Genomic DNA, 18158 nt, shown 5'->3' with positions numbered 1-18158 from the left:
CCATACTAAAATAAGAAATATTGGAATTCCTGGAACTTAAAGACTTTTTGGACTATAAAGTTGAGCAATACAACAAGCCGAACTTTATTACCAATGATCCGATTTGCATTCCGCACCGTTTTTCTAAAAAACAAGACGTTGAAATTGCCGCATTTTTTGCGGCAATTTTAGCTTGGGGGCAACGCAAAACCATTATCAATAAATGTACAGAGCTGTTTGAACGGATGGACAATGCGCCTCACGATTTCATGTTGCAGCATAGCGATGATGAGCTCAAAGGCTTGCTGGGCTTTAAACACCGGACTTTCAACGATACCGATTTGTTGTATTTTGTGTCTTTCTTTAAGTTTCATTACGAGCAATCTGATAGTCTGGAAACGGCCTTCCTTGCTCCGAAACCTATATTCAGGGAAGAATACCTGGAAGAACAACCTTTAAAAGGTAAAAAAGGCTACGCCTCTGCGGCCTGTATGTTGTCAGAATTAGAGAAAACACCTCCAACAGAGCGCGCTTTAAATCATTTCAGGTCTTACTTTTTTAGTCTGCCGGATTTCCCGCGTAGAACGATCAAACATGTTTCTTCGCCTATGCAAAAATCCACTTGTAAACGCCTCAATATGTTTTTACGCTGGATGGTCAGAAAGGACAATAAAGGCGTAGATTTCGGACTTTGGAATACGCTGAAACCATCCGATTTAATCTGTCCATGCGATGTCCATGTAGACCGTGTGGCCCGTAAACTGGGTATGATCAGCAGAAAACAAACGGATTGGCAAACGGCAGTTGAATTAACCAGAACGCTTTCCGAATTTGATCCACTGGATCCCGTGAAGTACGATTTTGCCTTATTTGGATTGGGTGTAGAAGAGAAATTTTAACTTAGTGTTATGGTAACTTTTAAAGCAGAGATAGAACGTTTTGCAGAAATGGGGGAGAAGAGCGGTTGGACCTATGTTTTCATTCCCGCTGCGATTGCCAATGAAATCAAAGCAGATTGCAGAAAAAGTTATCGGGTAAAAGGTACGCTGGATCAGATTGCTGTGGAAGGATTAGCCCTGGTACCCATGGGTGAAGGTGATTTCATCATTGCCTTAAACGCGGCACTTCGCAAGAAATTAAAAAAGGATAAGGGAGCCCTGCTGGAACTTAGTCTGGAAGAAGACCTGACCTTTAAAATCACCATGCCTGATGATCTGGAACTTTGCCTGGCTGAGGAACCTCATTGGCTGGAAGGCTTTTTAAAGCTTCCCAAATCTCATCAAAACTGGTACATCAATTGGTTGAATGCGGCGAAAACAGAGCCTACGCGAACAAAAAGACTGGTCAGGATCGTTACGGCGATGGACAAAGACTGGGATTTCGGAACCATGATGCGGGATGGAAAACCCCGCAAGGAATAAGGAATTACCGGTTGTAATTCCTGAACCAACTCCAGACTTTCATCTGAATCACGCCTAAAAATGCTTCCCTGAAAATACGGGTACTCATTTTAGAAGTTCCTTCGGTACGGTCGGTAAAAATGATCGGAACCTCGACTACCTTAAAGCCATATTTAAGCGCTGTGAACTTCATCTCAATCTGGAAGGCATAACCCACAAATTTGATTTTATCCAAAGGAATGGTCTCTAAAACACGTCTGGTGTAACATTTAAAACCGGCAGTAGCATCCTGAATGTCAATTCTGGTAATGATACGTACATACATCGAAGCGAAGTACGACATCAGTACGCGGTTCATCGGCCAGTTCACTACATTCACGCCATTTACATAACGGGAACCAATAGCCAGATCCGCACCTTTCACACAAGCTTCACGAAGCCTGATCAGGTCGTCCGGATTGTGTGAGAAATCAGCATCCATCTCAAAAATATATTGGTATTGCGGACGCGCCAATGCCCAGCGGAAGCCATGAATATAGGCGGTACCCAATCCTAATTTCCCTTTTCTTTCTTCAATATGAAGCGCAGGGAATTCTTGCTGCAACCCTTTAACGATAGCGGCTGTTCCATCAGGAGAACCATCATCAATAATTAAGATTTCAAAAGCATAAGGCAACGAAAACACCTTTCTAATGATCTTCTCAATATTTTCTTTCTCGTTGTAGGTAGGGATTATAATTAGACTGTCTGACACGTAATATAAATTTAGGAGCGAAATTATGTATTCTTAACGAAAAAACCCTCAGTATGTAGAATATACTGAGGGTTAATTGTGTTAAATCACAATAATATGAGATTACTTGACGTCTCCCATCAGTTTTTTCACCAATGGTGACAGGATAATCAGCAATACGCCTGCGATTAATGCATAAATAGCAAGTTGCTTATAACCTTCCGTAAAGGTGATTAATTTCTGAGCAGTGGTATCATTTTCTCCACCTTTAGCCATGTTTGCACCTAGAATACCGGCTACATACTGACCGTAAGCACTGGCAAGGAACCACATCCCCATCATCACACCCTGTAGTTTAACAGGAGAAAGTTTGGTCATAATGGACAAGCCGATTGGAGAAAGACAAAGCTCCCCAAAGGTGATCACCAGGTAAGAAAGCGCAAAAGCATCTAAAGAAGCAATACCTTGTGCATTGGCAAAGAAACGAGTGCTGTACAAGATAAAGAAACCGCCTGCCAGAAAGATAAAGCCCAATCCGAATTTTACTACGGTATTCGGTTCAATCTTTTTCTTCGCTAAACCAATCCAAACCAGACTGAAAACAAAGGCAAAGATGATCACAAAGAAAGAGTTTGCAGCGTTGTTTACACCGTTTGGATCTAAGGTGATTACCCCAAGAAGTTTATCATCCAGGTTTCTCGCTGCAAAAAGTGCCATAGAGCCACCACTTTGCTCGTAAATACCCCAGAATACAATAGAGAACAAGATGAAGATGATCGCTGCAATCAGTTTCTTACGTTCTGCCCATCCGTATTTACTCATTTCATAAATGATGTAAACCAGGGTAGCAGGGCCGATGATATACATAAACCAGTCGGTATATTGTGTTTTGGCAACCATAGTCATGATCACCGGAATGATCGCTAATGATCCCGCATAAACTGCGTAATCGTACCATTTTCTGTTGATCGCTTTAGTTTTTAGCACCGCAGGTTCTGCAGGGATTTTTCCGTCCAGACTGTCGGCTAAGATCACCGTTACCTCCTCGTTTTCAAAAGGCGATAATCCGATAGGACCTAAGCTCTTTTTAGTAAAGATGAACGTTAGTAAACTGATGGTCATTACAATTCCGGCAAGGCCGAAAGCAAGGTGCCATGAATAGGTTTTACCCAGGTAAATACAGGCATAACCACCCAATAAACCACCAATATTAATACCAGCATAGAATAAAGAGAAACCAGCATCGCGACGTGGGTCATTGCCTTTGTAAAGCGAGCCTACCATCGTAGAAATGTTCGGTTTAAAGAAACCGGTACCAACTACCGTGAAACTGATCCCGAGAAAGAAGAACTGATGCGGATCGTAGGACAGGATGGCACTTCCGATGATCATCAGGATACCACCCCAGAAGAGCGACTTCCGGAAGCCCAGTATTTTATCCGCAAATAGTCCGCCGATAAAGGTAAACGCATATACAAATGCCTGCGTGGCTCCATATTGAAGGTTGGCATCGCCATCTTTCATCATTAATTGCGTTACCATGAAATAGGTAAGCATTCCCCGCATTCCGTAGAAACAGAAGCGTTCCCACATTTCGGAGAAAAACAGGTACCAAAGTTGTTTAGGGTACTTGCCCTTGAAATTCTGAATTTGTTCTAAAGTAAGATTTTCAGCCATATCTTAATTGTAATTGATCTGTTAGTAAAAAAAGCCTTTGGAGAGTTCCAAAGGCTTGATTGTAATTATTTTACACCGTGCATTAAGCGTTTTAACACCGGAGTTAGCGCCATGATAATTAAACCTAATCCGATCGGGATAAAGGTGAAAATCAGGAAGAAAGTTGTCATAGAATATTTAGAGGTGATCTCATCGATCATACCACCCATCGTACCGGCAATTTTATTACCAATAGCAATAGCCAGATACCAGATACCAAACATGATGGCGATCATACGACCCGGAACCAGTTTACTTACATAAGATAAACCTACCGGAGAGATGAACAATTCACCCATGGTATGGAAGAAATAAGCCAATACCAACCAGATCATACTTACTGAAGCTACAGCAGCACCCTGAGGGATTGTGCTTGCACCATAAGCCAGCGTAGCGAAACCGATTCCCAATAGGATCATTCCGAAGCCGTTTTTGAATGTTGCAGAAGGATTGTATTTACTTTCCCAAAGTTTAGATACGATTGGTGCACAACTGATAATGAAGAGCGAGTTCAGGATACCGAACCAGGTGGCCGGAACTTCTGATTTCACTTCCGCATATTGGTTTTTAAGCATATAGATGACAATCACCCAAATGATGATGAAACCTGAAGCTAAAATGATGTTACCAATAGAGTATTTACCGAAAGTTTTAGAGAACAACTTTAACAATACATAAGAGATGATCATTAAAGGAATAACCGTAATTAAGGTGTTTACGACGTTGAAAATAACCTTAGAATCACCTGTTAAAAGTCGTTGGGTATAGTCTTTTGCAAAGATCGTCATCGAACCACCTGCCTGTTCAAAAGATGCCCAGAAGAAAATGGTAATGAAGGCCAGGATGATTACGGCAATCATTTTATCGCGTAATACCGGCGTATACTGACTGATCCTTTTCACTAAGATGAATAAGAAAAGTACTAATGCGGTGATGATCATGAAATTACTACCTTCCATGCTTCCAACTTTAAACGCGAACAAGTTCATGCTCGTAATTTTGGAAACCGGATCATTGATGATCCAGGATAAGCCAATCGCTGCAATCAGACCAATCAATAACAGGTCGAATTTAGAGAAAGGATTTCTCGTAGATTCTTCCAGGTTATCAGAAACTTCTTCCACTTCGTTTTTAACTGGTTTTAAGCCAATATTTCCGAAAATACCTTGTGTAAAGTAGAATTGAAGCATACCGATAAACATAAAGATACCGGCTAAACCGAATCCGTAAGCCCATCCCCAGTCTTTGCTTTCTCCGATATATCCACACAATAGCATCCCTAAAAAGGCACCTGCATTTACACCCATATAGAAAATGGTATACGCACCATCTTTTTTCTCCGGGTGTTTTTTATACATCTGTGCGATGATGGAAGTCATGTTTGGTTTGAAGAAACCATTTCCTACTACCAATAGACATAAGCCTAAGTACATAAAGAAATGATCAATTTCGAAAGCCATGGATAAATGCCCTAAGGTCATTAATATGGCGCCTACAATAACTGCCCAGCGGTATCCGATGATCCTGTCGGCAATATAACCTCCTAAAATAGGAGTCAGGTAAGCCAAACCGGTATAAGAACCATAGATCGCTAAAGCGTGAGCTCTAGGCCATCCCCATCCCGGATTGTCGCCGATAATGGAAGAAGTTAGAAAAAGCACAAGTAATGCGCGCATCCCATAGTAGGAGAATCTTTCCCACATCTCCGTAAAGAATAGAACAAACAGTCCTGCCGGATGTCCTAGTACCTTACTCTCAAAAAAGTTATTTGGAGTGTCCAAATTTTGTGCATTCATGTGTTAGTATTTTGGTGTATTAATTTATTGAAAGGTTCAGTTAGTTCTTATAAATAAATAATGAAGAGGCGCTTGTTTTGGTAGGGTTTTTGTATAATGTTAAAATAAACCATCGCGCAAGATAGGCACACGGAGTCAAACTCACAAATTTTTAAAGCAGTTTAAAGGTGTATAATCATCCTTTAAAGCTTCTTGATTGCCTGAATCTTTTTGTCTTTCGGGTCGATGTAGAGCTCATCCATTTCATTCGGATCGTTCTTTAGTTCCACATTCTCAACGAGTTTAAGTTTGCCGCCAGTGACTTTGTACGCATCAAAACTTAGGTCAGAAGCATAAAATTCAAAATTTCCTGTCATTTCTTCGTTGAAGGGAGCAAGATGGTCAAAAACGATCATGTTTACCCCTTTGTCCATCGTAAGCGTCATCGAATTCAACTTATTGTACTCGAAGATGACCCGGTTGTTTCCCGTGTTTTTGGGCTGTACGAAGATGGCTTTTCCGAAGCTGGGTTCGCCATTCTCAAAGGATAATATTTCGATTACTTTTTTAGACGTTTTGCTGTTATTTCCTTTCCATCCAAGTAAAGCATAACAAGCTGATTTTCCGCTGGTGTTCACCGGGACGATCTGATAATAATAAGCGCCATACCAGTTTTTATTGCTGGTGATCACATTGGGATCTTTCAGCTCGGCTGTGCCGTCTATTAAAGGGAATAATTTGAGCTTTCCATCTTTGCTGGCCAGTTGGATGGCACCGAAATAACGATAGCCACCATCATCTACCGGAAGGTACCAGGTGAAGAGGCGGAAGGATTTGTCTGGAGCATTCAGGATAGATACTCTTTTCAGGGAGTCAAAACCATGGCTAAAGGAACCCGGAGTTTTCAGGGCAGTCACCAGTGTTTTTATAAAATGTGCATTTGCCTCAAAACGGGCCTGATTGTCTCGGGCATTTTCAGCCTGATCGCTAATGCGGATTAAAGAGTCCTGATACCTGGCCATTGCCGGGATATTAGTTAACGGAAAAGTATGCTGCGCATAGACTTTCGTCATTGCACAGCATAAAATCATGACCAACAGGATTAGTTTTGAAGCTTTGAACATTAACCTAACTTTTCAATAACTATTGCGCTGGCACCGCCACCACCATTACAAATTCCTGCAACACCGATGGTGCCGTTGTTTTGAGCCAATACGGCTAATAAGGTAACTACGATTCTCGCACCCGAAGCACCCAGTGGATGTCCGATTGCTACCGCGCCACCATTTACGTTTACTTTTGCGGCATCTAATTCCAATAACTTGTTATTCGCTAAAGAAACAACAGAGAAGGCTTCGTTGATTTCAAAGTAATCTACGTCGCTGATCGTTTTGCCTGCTTTTTTTAAGGCTAAAGGAATTGCTTTTGCCGGGGCAGTAGTAAACCATTCCGGTGCCTGTTGTGCATCTGCATAAGCAAGGATCTTTGCCAACGGCTTTAATCCAAGTTCTTTGGCTTTGTCAGCGCTCATCAATACCAGGGCGGCAGCACCGTCATTTAAGGTAGAAGCATTGGCTGCGGTTACGGTTCCATCTTTCTTGAACACGGGTTTTAAGCCTGTGATTTTATCGAATTTAACAGCGAAGGGCTCTTCGTCTTTCGAGATTAGCGTTACTTCGCCTTTGCGGTCTTTTACGGGTACAGCGACAATTTCTGAATCGAACTTGCCTTCATTTTGCGCGGCCTGAGCTTTTTGATAAGAACTGATGGCAAAAGCATCCTGATCTTCGCGGCTAATTTCACATTCTGCGGCGCATAATTCTGCGGCAGAACCCATGTGGTAATCATTATATACGTCCCATAGACCGTCTTTTACCAATCCGTCAGTTAACTGACCATGGCCTAAACGGTATCCGTTTCTTGCTTTATCTAAATAATAGGGCACATTGCTCATGCTTTCCATGCCTCCGGCAACGATAATATCGTGTTCGCCAAGGGCGATGCTTTGTGCAGCCAGCATGATGGCTTTGGTTCCTGAAGCACAAACTTTATTGATGGTGGTTGCAGGAAGGTCCGGTAAGCCGGCAAGTTTTGCGGCTTGCGTAGCTGGTGCCTGACCAATATTTGCGGACAATACATTGCCCATATACACTTCCTGAACGTCAGCAGGGCTGATGCCCGCTTTTTCTACAGCAGCCTTAATGGCTATGCCTCCCAGTTGGGGAGCTGAAAAACCAGCTAGTGAACCACCAAAACTTCCTATCGGGGTTCTAACTGCAGATACTATAACTACTTCTCTCATTGATGCTTTAAATTTTTGGTTAGAAGCAAAGTTAAGTAATAAGTAGTATCTGCTGGTTAAACTCCATCGTTTTTAACGAGGCTCATCTGTATCATTTTTGTTTATCCGTCGTTTTCTTTTCGATTTCACAGCTTCATTCAACAGGTATTCTATTTGCCCGTTGATGCTCCTGAACTCATCCGTTGCCCAATTCTCAATCTCTTTGAGCAGGGCAGGGTTGATTCTCAGGGCAAAAGCTTTTTTATCTTTCTCAGACATATGCTATGCGTATTAATTGTATAAGGTGCCGGTATTTACGACTGGTTGTACGTTTCTGTCGCCACAAAGGACTACCAACAGGTTGCTCACCATGGATGCTTTGCGTTCTTCATCAAGTTCTACGATATTTTTCTCAGAAAGTTGCTCTAAAGCCATTTCTACCATACTTACCGCGCCTTTTACGATGAGTTTTCGGGCTGCAATGATCGCTGTTGCCTGCTGGCGCTGTAACATAGCACTGGCAATTTCCTGTGCATATGCCAGGTGGGAAATCCGGGCTTCAATCACTTCGATGCCTGCTCTCGACAAACGTTCGCTGAGTTCTGCCTCTAAAAGACTGCTTACTTTTTCCGCACCATCTTTTAAGGTGATCGTGGCTTCCTCGTCTTCAAAATTATCATAAGGGAAGATATTCGCCAGGTGTCTTACTGCGGCTTCACTTTGAATAGTTACATATTGGTTGTAATCTTCTACTGCAAACATCGCTTTTGCAGTTTCCTGAATTTGCCATACTACTACAGCTGCAATTTCAATCGGATTGCCCAGCTTGTCATTTACCTTGATCTGATGACCGTTCAGGTTTCTCGCTTTTAGGGATACTTTCTTTTTAACTGTTAATGGGTTTACCCAAAAGAAGCCGTCGCTCTTTACAGTGCCTACATACTTCCCGAAAAGGGTCAGTACTTTCGACTCGTTAGGATTGTTGATGATCAGTCCGGGTAATACCAGAATGAAGTTTAGGCCAAGGGCGATAACGCCAATTGCATACTGTTCAATGGCTAATGCATAAATTCCGCCGCCTAACAGCGCCAGGAATAGGACAAATGTAAGATAGCCTGATGGGGGAGTGATGATTTTTTCCTGATACATAATGATATTGATTTGATATCATAAAGTAACGAATGATATTCCGTAAATGCAAGAGATATTCTTTGTAAATCCCATCCTTTCGCAGGATTAGCTTTGCCAAAAGCCGATATGAGGAAAAATTGTATTATTTTTGAATGAAATCAATTCATATCATTTTGGCAAAAATCAAGAAGAATTCCCACAGGGTACTTTACCGTAAGTATTCATCAAATATCAAATATGTGATGATGGTGCTGTCCGTATTGATCATAACGGTGTTTTTACCTAAACAACCCAGGTTCAGATATGAGTTTGAGAAGGGGGAGATCTGGAAAAATAAAGACCTGGTTTCTCCATTTAGTTTTGCGATCTTAAAAACAACGCCACAGGTGGCGCTGGATAAAAAAGACGCTTTAAGCAATGTATTGCCCATCTATAAGATGAATACAGAGCTGATCAACAATGTGGAAGAAGCTTATTCCAATGAATTTGATGTGAAATGGAAAACCAATGCCTTTCCGGAAGAAGAAAAGGCGGCCTATAAAGCAGCTTCTATTAAGCTCCTGGAGACCATTTACAACCGGGGCATCATAGCCATGGATGTGAAACACCAGAAAGGAAATAAATACTATGATTTTTCACTGATCAATAATAACATCAGTAAAACCCTGAGTACCCAGGATGTTTTTACAGTGCCTACCGCTTTGAAGTTTTTTGAGGAGAACTTTAATTCCGTAAACATGAAGATTAAAGATATGATTGTCGGACTGGTGGAAGATCATCTGCAGCCCAATATCACTTTCGATGAGAAATTAACCAGCGTGGTGCAAGAGAATACCGTGAACAGCCTTTCTACGACCCGTGGGATGGTGCAGAAAGGAGAACTGATCATCGCAAAAGACAATGTAGTAGATGATGAGATCTATCAAAAGCTACTATCTTTTAAGGACGCCTATGAAGCGCAGACGAAAACAATTGGAGATAGTAAGCTGGTTTACCTCGGACAAATCCTACTGGTAGGCTTTATTGTCAGCCTGCTCATGTTCTTTTTAAAGCTGTTCAGGAAGGATATTTTTGCCGATAACCGTCAGCTGTCCTTATTGCTGCTGGTGATTACCACGATGCTGCTCTGTTTAACCTGGGCCATTAAACTGAACCTGCCAAGTATCTATTATATTCCGTTCTGTATTGTCCCGATCATCATCCGGATTTTATTTGATACCCGTTTGGCATTGTATCTGCATTTACTGGTGATCCTGATTGCCGGTTTCTTTGTGCCGAATAGTTTTGAATTTGTGTTTTATCAGATTACCTCCGGAATGGTGGCGATATATAGTATCAGAAACCTGATCAAAAGAGAACAGCTGCTATTGTCTGCATTATTTATCCTTTCGGCATACTTTGTGTCCTTCCTCGGCATTGGGTTGTTAAGAGAAGGATCTTTCAGCGAAATCGAATGGCTCAACTTTGTGCCCTTCATTATTAGCGTGCTTTTATCCCTGTTGGCTTATCCGCTGATTTATGCTTTTGAACGCATGTTCGGCATAACCTCAGATGTGGCGCTGATCGAACTCACCAATACCAATAATAAATTACTGAGAGAACTGGCATTTAAAGCGCCGGGAACTTTCCAGCATTCTTTGCAGGTGGCGAATCTTGCAGAAGCTGCGATCTTTAAAATCGGTGGAAATTCTCTTTTGGTAAGGGCCGGTGCCTTGTACCATGATATCGGTAAGATTGAGAACCCGCAATACTTTATAGAGAATCAAAATACGGCGCTCAGTCCGCATGATAAGCTGCCGTATGAGCAAAGTGCTCAGATCATCATTAAGCACGTTCATAAGGGCATAGAAATTACCCGCAGACATCAATTGCCGGAAAGTGTGATTGATTTTATCAGAACGCACCATGGAAATACCCGGGTAGATTATTTTTATCAGTCGTTTTTAAAGAACTCTCCGGAGAAATTTGTGGACGAAAACATCTTCCGTTACCCTGGTCCGATCCCTTTTTCTAAGGAAACCGGAGTGTTAATGCTCGCAGATTCGGTCGAAGCAGCCTCAAGAAGTCTTAAAAATCCAGACGCCCAAAGCATAAATGACCTTGTCGAAAGGATCATTAACTATAAATTAGAACAAAATCAGTTAGATAATTGCGATATTACTTTAAAAGATTTAGAAACTATAAAGTTGATATTCAAGACGATGCTTATGAGCATCTATCATGTGCGTATAGATTACCTACAAAATGTTTAAATTTATTTTGGAACTATCAATCATCTTCCTATATTTGCAATCCCGAAAAACAGCAACGGTTTTTGTTTAAAGCGGGAAAGTTAATTGAATTATTGAAAATGGAGAGGTGCCTGAGTGGCCGAAAGGAACAGTTTGCTAAACTGTCGTACTGGCAACGGTACCGCGGGTTCGAATCCCGCCCTCTCCGCATAATGCAAAGAAACGATTAGTTCGGTTTAACCAAAACGATTCGTGACTTTAAAGCCCCTCGAAAAGGGGAGAAAGAAGATACCAGTTCGGGGTGTAGCGTAGCCCGGTATCGCGCCTGCTTTGGGAGCAGGAGGTCGTAGGTTCGAATCCTGCCACCCCGACAAAAATTACCTGGAAAGGTAATTAGTATTGACAAGAAAATAAAGAAGATACCAGTTCGGGGTGTAGCGTAGCCCGGTATCGCGCCTGCTTTGGGAGCAGGAGGTCGTAGGTTCGAATCCTGCCACCCCGACACAAACTATTCGGAAGCGTAGTTTTAATAATGACCAGTAAAAAATTGATACCAGTTCGGGGTGTAGCGTAGCCCGGTATCGCGCCTGCTTTGGGAGCAGGAGGTCGTAGGTTCGAATCCTGCCACCCCGACAACATAGATGTCAAATTCTATCAAAAACCCTCTAAATATCACTATTTAGGGGGTTTTTTCGTTTTAGTCATATCAAAGAAAAGCAAAGAATATCAAGGTTTTTATGCCCTATTCTACACCCTCTTTTTTTCAGCTATTATTGTCCTTCAAAAAAAAGTAAAAATGACTACTTGAGTTTTTTGTTTTACCGCCTTTTTTAACCCTGTGTTTTTTCTCTCAAATTCTTTAAAAATAGGAGAGGGCATAAGGGCATAAAAGGGCATAAATCATATTAAAATATGAAAAGCCCAAACACATTTAGTCTGTCATTTTTCCTAAAAAAGGACAAAATGAAAGCAGGTTGCGCACCATTATTTGTTCGGATCACTTTAAATAGTAAGTTTTCTGATATTTCAACCAAGAAAAGGGTTGATGTTTCTGCATGGAATCAAACTAAACAAACTCTTTCTGGCAACGGTAAGGAAGAAACACTGGTTAGAGAGAAAATTCGGTTACTGATAAATGATATTAATAACGCCTATAACGACCTGAAATATGAACATAAGCCATTGTCTTCGGAAAGTATAAAAGCGAGGGTAGAGGGGTATGATAAGGAACCATGTACTTTAAATTCTCTATTAAGTCACCATAATATTGACCTAGCATCATTAATTGAACCTGGGACTTTAAAGAATTATTTTTCAACCGAACGTTTTTTAAAAGAATTTTTGATAAAACAGAAAAAGGTGAAAGATATATACTTAGATAAGATTGACAATAAGTTTATAACTGATTTTGGCATATATATGCTCAACCGCGTACCAGATAAGGGGCAGAAGCCTTGTGGAAATAATACACTTATGAAACACATGGAACGCTTTAAGAAGGTATTTGGAGTCGCTTTGAAAAACGGATGGACTATGAATCAGCCTTTTCTTCATTTTGAACGGAAAATAATACATAAAGATCGTGACTGTCTCGAAAATGAAGAATTGAAACGAATCAGAGCCATTGATGGGTTGAAAAGCGGTCAATTAATCGTTCGTGACCTTTTTATATTCTGTTGCTTAACTGGGTTGGCATATTGTGATTTAGTAAGTCTGGCTAAAAAGCATTTGGTTAAAGATAGTGCGGGTGAATATTGGATTGAAATGATAAGGCAGAAGAATAGAAACTTTACACAACATAAATTTCATGTGCTGTTATTGCCTGAAGCCCTGGAAATTATTGAACGATATAACAATAACCAATTTGCCAAAGAAAATGGAACAGTTTTTCCTTCCTTTTCAAATCAGACCATGAACCGTTATCTAAAAGTAATTGCAGGGGAGGCCAATATTGATAAAGCAATTACCTTTCACTTGGCTAGGCACACTTTTGCCACAACTGTTACATTGGAAAATGGTGTGCCTATGGAGAGCGTTTCACACATGCTGGGGCACGCAAGTATCCGTACCACACAGATATATTCAAAAGTAAAAAAGAAAAAAGTATTGAATGATATGGTCAGTCTCAGAAAAAAAATGCTCACTCTATAATTGTAAGAGAACCATTTTTACTTTGTCTTTATCCATCATTACCAATTAAAGTTTTATATTTGCATAATTAGTTATGTAATTAATTATGTAAAATGGATTTATTTAAAAAAACAGGAAAAATGGCGCTAGGGAGCAGATTGCGCCTATTTACAACAAGAATTACAGATGATGCTGCAAAAATCTATGATTGGTACCATATCGATTTTACGCCAAAGTGGTTTCCGGTGTTTTTTATACTTGCAGAAGATGTCCCAAAAACTATAACCGAATTAGCCAATGAAATCGGACATTCGCAGCCATCTGTAAGCAAGATTATTAAAGAAATGATTGGTGCTGGATTAGTAAATGAAAATCAAACATCGACAGACAAGCGTAGGAATGTTGTCGCTTTATCTGACAAAGGAAGGGAGATGTCCGAAAGGCTTGTATTGCAATGCGCAGATGTTGATGCGGCTATAGATGGAGTGATATCAGAAGCACATCACAATCTTTGGGAAGCTTTAGAAGAATGGGAATATCTTTTAGATCATAAATCTTTGCTCAAAAGAGTTCAGGAACAACGCAAGCTTAGGGAGCGTAAGGACGTTGAAATCGTGGAATACCAAGAGAAATACCAAGGTGCTTTTAAATCCCTGAATGAAGAATGGATTTCAACTTATTTTGAGATTGAAGAAGCAGATCGCAAAGCATTGGATAATCCTAAATCCTATATACTTGACAAGGGTGGTAAAATCTTTGTTGCCCTATACAAGAATGAGCCTGTGGGGGTATGTTCGCTGATCAAAATGGATGATGCTAACTACGAATATGAACTGGCTAAAATGGCTGTATCTCCCGCCATACAAGGCAAAAGTATTGGCTGGTTACTTGGCCTGGCAGTTGTCAACGCAGCTAAAGAACTAGGTGCATCAAAACTTTACCTGGAAAGTAACACTGAGTTAAAACCTGCAATCAATTTGTACCACAAACTTGGGTTTAAGAAAATTGTGAACCGGTCTACACCTTATGCACGTTGCAATATCCAGATGGAATTAACTTTAATTAATTAAAATGCCAAATATGAAAAATGTAGTTAAAAAAGAAGCAGCTGTTGCAAGACAGTTTTTAGGAGTTGATTTCGTGGTGCTTTCTATTGGTAAAGATACCATGGTGGCAAAAATGCTTTATAAATCAACCGATTTTGTTCCTTTCCATAAACACCCAAACGAGCAGAGTGGTTACGTTATCTCGGGCAAATACAAATTGAGGTTTGAAGGGAATGAATATTTATTATCAGAGGGAGATACTTATTCCATTCATGCTGATGTAGAACACTCTATAGAAATCATCGAAGCAGGAGAAGTAGTTGATGTGTTCAGCCCAATTCGACAAGATTATTTATAATGAGACTGTTTGGATAGAATTGGAAATGCTTTGTGAATTAAAAGCTTGTGAATCAGATAAAATTCTACCAGCGGATTATGAACTGCCTATTCTTACACTTTTTTGTGTCATAACAAATAAGCAATAAAACATTAAGTATGATGTACGAAAAGATAAAAAAGAGCTTTGATAAACAGGGCTTAATGAACACCTTAAATGCCCGTTTGATAGCAGTTGATAGAGGGATGGTTAAAATTAGTTGTGACTTTTCGAAAGGGCTGACTCAACAACACGGATACATTCATGCAGGTGTTGCTACCAGTATTGTTGATAGTGCTTGTGGTTATGCTGCACTCACGCTAATGCCCGAAAATGTAGAAGTATTAACTGTTGAATTCAAGGTTAATTTTCTGAAACCGGCAGATACAAAGACGCTAATTGCTGTTGGGAAAGTATTGCAAACAGGAAAAACATTAACGATTTGTGAGGGGTACGTTTATAATTTAGAACAAGATAAATTGATTGCAAAAATGACAGCGACGTTAATTTCAATTACAATATGATAGATGCAATTGGTTATTCAGCTCTTTCACTAAATATCATCTCCATGGGAATGAAGAATATATTTTATTTAAGAGTCTGTTCTTTAATTGCAAACTCTATCTATATCATTTATGGTGTTTTATTATATGCTATGCCAATGATCATTGGTGGGAGCATAGCTGTCCTGCTTCATCTATACAGAATACATTGCCTGATCCAGGAAAAAAATAAATCCAATAAGGTTAACAATTAATAAAGTTTAAGACGAAATGTCCCAACACAAAGAAATTAAAAAAATCACCACCCATACGCTTCAGGCGATGAAAGCTAGGGGAGAAAAAATAGCGGTACTTACTGCGTATGATTTTTCGATGGCAACCGTTCTGGATCACGCAGGACTGGACATGATACTTGTAGGAGATTCAGCTGCAAATGTAATGGCTGGGTATGAAACAACGTTGCCGATCACATTAGATCATATGATTTATCATGCACAAAGTGTAGTAAGGGCAGTCAATCGTGCGTTTGTATTGGTGGATCTACCATTCGGTTCCTACCAGGGAAACCCCAAAATGGCATTAAACTCAGCGATTCGCATCATGAAAGAATCGGGGGGGCATGGTGTAAAACTAGAAGGAGGCGCAGAAATTATAGACGCTGTTAAACTAATCATCAGCGCAGGAATACCAGTAATGGGACATCTCGGACTAATGCCGCAATCTATTAATAAATTCGGTTCATACGCGCTCCGCGCCAAAGATGAAAAAGAGGCTAAAAAATTAATGGATGATGCGCTGTTGCTGGAAGAATGCGGATGTTTTGCTTTGTTGCTGGAGAAAATCCCCGCCACACTTGCGAAAGAAGTTTCCGAAAACCTAAATATACCTACTATCGGGATTGGCGCCGGTAAATATTGTGACGGACAGGTATTGGTAATTCACGATATGTTAGGCCTGAATAAAGGATTTAAGCCGCGTTTTCTACGGCAATATGCAGATCTTTACCAGGCCATAGAAGAGGCCGCAAAAACATACATAACAGATGTTAAAACCAATGATTTTCCCAATGAAGCTGAACAATATTAGCGAATAAAATTAAAAAAGAGCCCGCTATTGAATTAGCGGGCTCTAACGCAGGTAGATGTATCGGGTAATTACATTTTATTTGAAAGCTTCGTTGTGTACCTGCAGTACCGACCGACCAGAAGGATCATTCATAGTTTGGAATGCGCTGTCCCATGCCAAGGCCTCTGGTGTGCTGCACGCTACCGATTTCACTGAGGGTACTGTTGCAGCGGCGGCAGCCGATGGGAACAATTCTTCAAATATTGTTCTATAAAAGTATTCTTCTTTGTTTAACGGAGTATTGACTGGAAAACGTGAAGCTGCTGTTTGAAACCTACCGTCATTAACTTCCTGCTCGGCATATTGCTTTAAGGTACTGATCCAGGAATAGCCTACACCATCTGAAAACTGCTCTTTTTGTCTCCAGAGAATCTCATCAGGCAAACAGTTTTCGAAAGCTTTCCTCAATATCCATTTTTCCATATGACTTTTATCGATCAGTTTCAGGGAAGGATTGATTCGCATTGCGGTGTCAACAAAATCAATGTCCAAAAAGGGCACACGTCCCTCTATTCCCCAGGCAGAAAGCGATTTGTTGGCACGAAGACAATCATATAGATATAGTTTTTTCAGTTTGCGAACGGTCTCTTCGTGAAAAGCTCTGGCTGAAGGAGCTTTGTGAAAGTAGAGGTAGCCTCCAAATAATTCGTCTGATCCTTCTCCGGAAAGGACTGCTTTTATCCCCATAGATTTCATCACCCTGGCTAATAAATACATAGGAGTAGAGGCCCTTACAGTCGTCACATCATAGGTTTCTAAGGAATAAATAACATCACGGAGCGCATCTATTCCCTCCTCCAATGTAAATTGCACTTCATGGTGAGTAGTGCCGAGATAGTCTGCAACTTTTCGGGCGGCCAATAAATCAGGCGCGCCCTGTAATCCTATAGCAAATGAATGTAATGGAATTTGCTGGTTCATCAGACGGTTCTGCTCATTTATCTCTTGCTTTGCGATACTTGCAATGATGGATGAATCTAACCCACCGGATAACAATACAGCAAATGGAACTTCTAAAGCCATTTGTCGGCGAACCGAGTTTTCCAGCGATTGGCGTAACAAATTCGTATCCGTACTGATGTTCGCTGCTACCGCATCGAAATCCTCCCATTCACGTTTATAATAGGGAATAGGGGTCATTCCCTCTCTACTGTAAAGATAGTGTCCTGGAGGAAACTGGGCGATGGTGTCGCAAAATCCTTCCAGAGATTTTAACTCGGATGCTATAAAATACTGTCCTTTACTGTCGTAACCATGATATAATGGGATAATGCCCAAGTGGTCTCTGGCGATGAAAAACGAATCGTTTCGCGTATCGTAAATCGCAAAGGCATACATCCCGTTTAGTTTATCCAAAAAATCAATTCCGTACTTTAGATAAAGCGCCATTAAAACCTCCGAATCGGATTGGCTTTGATATGGATATACGCCAATTTCGCCACGAAGCTGCTCATGATTATATATTTCGCCATTTACTACTAGTACCACTGATTGATCAGCATTATACAGCGGCTGACTTCCAGTTTCAAAATCACTTATGGCTAAACGTTCATGCGCCAGATGAGCCTTATATGAACCGTATATCCCGGAACTATCCGGACCCCGGTGACGTATACGTCTCGCCATCTCCAAGACTTTGGTTCGTAATATAAACTGGTTCTCAACCGGTAAAAAGGAACAAACAATACCACACATATATAAATTTTATCTTAATTAATGCTTAAATTTTTCT

16 protein-coding genes and 4 tRNA genes are annotated in these 18158 nt (G+C 40.7%); 12 read left to right on the top strand and 8 right to left on the bottom strand.

Features of this window, described 5'->3' with window-relative positions; all coding sequences use genetic code 11:
• Positions 1-20 precede the first annotated feature (20 nt).
• Complete coding sequence (locus tag R2Q66_RS22245) at positions 21-878, top strand: TIGR02757 family protein (protein ID WP_316753384.1); 858 nt, start codon at positions 21-23, stop codon at positions 876-878.
• A gap of 9 nt (positions 879-887) precedes the next feature.
• Positions 888-1400 (top strand): YdeI/OmpD-associated family protein, encoded by a 513-nt coding sequence (locus R2Q66_RS22240; RefSeq protein ID WP_316753382.1) that lies wholly within the window; start codon positions 888-890, stop codon positions 1398-1400.
• Positions 1401-1404: 4 nt separating this feature from the next.
• Here R2Q66_RS22240 and R2Q66_RS22235 read toward each other — a convergent pair whose 3' ends face one another.
• The 7 genes from R2Q66_RS22235 to R2Q66_RS22205 all read right to left on the bottom strand — a co-directional run bounded on the left by R2Q66_RS22235 (position 1405) and on the right by R2Q66_RS22205 (position 9033).
• Positions 1405-2133, bottom strand: a complete 729-nt coding sequence (locus R2Q66_RS22235) for a polyprenol monophosphomannose synthase (RefSeq protein WP_316753380.1) — start codon at positions 2131-2133, stop codon at positions 1405-1407.
• 102 nt (positions 2134-2235) lie between these two features.
• Entirely contained in the window at positions 2236-3789 is a 1554-nt protein-coding gene (locus tag R2Q66_RS22230; RefSeq protein ID WP_316753377.1) for a peptide MFS transporter, read from the bottom strand.
• Between the two features lie 65 nt (positions 3790-3854).
• A complete protein-coding gene (locus R2Q66_RS22225) occupies positions 3855-5624 on the bottom strand; it encodes a peptide MFS transporter (protein ID WP_316753374.1) in 1770 nt (589 codons plus the stop codon).
• Between the two features lie 182 nt (positions 5625-5806).
• Positions 5807-6727, bottom strand: a complete 921-nt coding sequence (locus tag R2Q66_RS22220) for a hypothetical protein (protein ID WP_316753372.1) — start codon at positions 6725-6727, stop codon at positions 5807-5809.
• Positions 6727-7905, bottom strand: a complete 1179-nt coding sequence (locus R2Q66_RS22215; protein WP_316753370.1) for an acetyl-CoA C-acyltransferase — start codon at positions 7903-7905, stop codon at positions 6727-6729. The genes R2Q66_RS22220 and R2Q66_RS22215 overlap by 1 nt, the downstream gene beginning before the upstream one ends.
• Before the next feature lie 72 nt (positions 7906-7977).
• The gene (locus R2Q66_RS22210; protein WP_316753368.1) at positions 7978-8163 is read right to left on the bottom strand and encodes an Arc family DNA binding domain-containing protein; all 186 of its coding nucleotides are present in this window, start codon (positions 8161-8163) and stop codon (positions 7978-7980) included.
• 12 nt (positions 8164-8175) lie between these two features.
• Positions 8176-9033 (bottom strand): SPFH domain-containing protein, encoded by an 858-nt coding sequence (locus R2Q66_RS22205; RefSeq protein ID WP_316753366.1) that lies wholly within the window; start codon positions 9031-9033, stop codon positions 8176-8178.
• 134 nt (positions 9034-9167) lie between these two features.
• On the opposite strand from R2Q66_RS22205, the gene R2Q66_RS22200 reads away from it, so the two are divergent.
• The 10 genes from R2Q66_RS22200 (at position 9168) to panB (ending at position 16387) form a co-directional block, all read left to right on the top strand.
• A complete protein-coding gene (locus R2Q66_RS22200; protein ID WP_316753364.1) occupies positions 9168-11267 on the top strand; it encodes an HDIG domain-containing metalloprotein in 2100 nt (699 codons plus the stop codon).
• A gap of 100 nt (positions 11268-11367) precedes the next feature.
• Positions 11368-11454 (top strand) — tRNA-Ser (locus R2Q66_RS22195).
• 89 nt (positions 11455-11543) lie between these two features.
• A tRNA-Pro gene (locus tag R2Q66_RS22190) sits at positions 11544-11617 on the top strand.
• A gap of 57 nt (positions 11618-11674) precedes the next feature.
• Positions 11675-11748: transfer RNA gene (locus R2Q66_RS22185), tRNA-Pro, on the top strand.
• A 57-nt stretch (positions 11749-11805) separates the two neighbouring features.
• Positions 11806-11879: transfer RNA gene (locus R2Q66_RS22180), tRNA-Pro, on the top strand.
• Between the two features lie 279 nt (positions 11880-12158).
• Positions 12159-13397 carry a site-specific integrase gene (locus R2Q66_RS22175; RefSeq protein WP_316753362.1) on the top strand — a complete coding sequence of 413 codons (1239 nt, stop codon included), beginning with the start codon at positions 12159-12161 and terminating at the stop codon, positions 13395-13397.
• A gap of 92 nt (positions 13398-13489) precedes the next feature.
• Positions 13490-14446, top strand: a complete 957-nt coding sequence (locus R2Q66_RS22170; protein ID WP_316753360.1) for a helix-turn-helix domain-containing GNAT family N-acetyltransferase — start codon at positions 13490-13492, stop codon at positions 14444-14446.
• Between the two features lie 10 nt (positions 14447-14456).
• Complete coding sequence (locus R2Q66_RS22165) at positions 14457-14780, top strand: cupin domain-containing protein (RefSeq protein ID WP_316753358.1); 324 nt, start codon at positions 14457-14459, stop codon at positions 14778-14780.
• 137 nt (positions 14781-14917) lie between these two features.
• Positions 14918-15322: a PaaI family thioesterase gene (locus R2Q66_RS22160; protein WP_316753356.1), complete on the top strand. Its 405-nt coding sequence runs from the start codon at positions 14918-14920 to the stop codon at positions 15320-15322.
• Positions 15323-15571: 249 nt separating this feature from the next.
• A complete protein-coding gene (panB, locus tag R2Q66_RS22155; protein WP_316753354.1) occupies positions 15572-16387 on the top strand; it encodes a 3-methyl-2-oxobutanoate hydroxymethyltransferase in 816 nt (271 codons plus the stop codon).
• Positions 16388-16462: 75 nt separating this feature from the next.
• Here panB and asnB read toward each other — a convergent pair whose 3' ends face one another.
• Positions 16463-18121 (bottom strand): asparagine synthase B, encoded by a 1659-nt coding sequence (gene asnB / locus R2Q66_RS22150; protein WP_316753353.1) that lies wholly within the window; start codon positions 18119-18121, stop codon positions 16463-16465.
• Positions 18122-18158: the final 37 nt, after the last annotated feature.

It is taken from the genome of Pedobacter gandavensis (genome assembly GCF_032677645.1).
GTDB lineage: Bacteria > Bacteroidota > Bacteroidia > Sphingobacteriales > Sphingobacteriaceae > Pedobacter > Pedobacter gandavensis_A.
The sequence above is the reverse complement of the archived record's forward strand: the minus strand, read 5'-3'. Positions and strand labels throughout refer to the sequence as shown.

Coding starts and splice junctions, on each gene's coding strand:
- panB (WP_316753354.1), top strand. CDS start 15,572: ATGTCCCAACACAAAGAAATTAAAAAAATCACCACCCATACGCTTCAG.
- asnB (WP_316753353.1), bottom strand. CDS start 18,121: ATGTGTGGTATTGTTTGTTCCTTTTTACCGGTTGAGAACCAGTTTATA.
- R2Q66_RS22210 (WP_316753368.1), bottom strand. CDS start 8,163: ATGTCTGAGAAAGATAAAAAAGCTTTTGCCCTGAGAATCAACCCTGCC.
- R2Q66_RS22225 (WP_316753374.1), bottom strand. CDS start 5,624: ATGAATGCACAAAATTTGGACACTCCAAATAACTTTTTTGAGAGTAAG.
- R2Q66_RS22160 (WP_316753356.1), top strand. CDS start 14,918: ATGATGTACGAAAAGATAAAAAAGAGCTTTGATAAACAGGGCTTAATG.
- R2Q66_RS22205 (WP_316753366.1), bottom strand. CDS start 9,033: ATGTATCAGGAAAAAATCATCACTCCCCCATCAGGCTATCTTACATTT.
- R2Q66_RS22170 (WP_316753360.1), top strand. CDS start 13,490: ATGGATTTATTTAAAAAAACAGGAAAAATGGCGCTAGGGAGCAGATTG.
- R2Q66_RS22230 (WP_316753377.1), bottom strand. CDS start 3,789: ATGGCTGAAAATCTTACTTTAGAACAAATTCAGAATTTCAAGGGCAAG.
- R2Q66_RS22175 (WP_316753362.1), top strand. CDS start 12,159: ATGAAAAGCCCAAACACATTTAGTCTGTCATTTTTCCTAAAAAAGGAC.
- R2Q66_RS22240 (WP_316753382.1), top strand. CDS start 888: ATGGTAACTTTTAAAGCAGAGATAGAACGTTTTGCAGAAATGGGGGAG.
- R2Q66_RS22165 (WP_316753358.1), top strand. CDS start 14,457: ATGAAAAATGTAGTTAAAAAAGAAGCAGCTGTTGCAAGACAGTTTTTA.
- R2Q66_RS22200 (WP_316753364.1), top strand. CDS start 9,168: ATGAAATCAATTCATATCATTTTGGCAAAAATCAAGAAGAATTCCCAC.
- R2Q66_RS22220 (WP_316753372.1), bottom strand. CDS start 6,727: ATGTTCAAAGCTTCAAAACTAATCCTGTTGGTCATGATTTTATGCTGT.
- R2Q66_RS22215 (WP_316753370.1), bottom strand. CDS start 7,905: ATGAGAGAAGTAGTTATAGTATCTGCAGTTAGAACCCCGATAGGAAGT.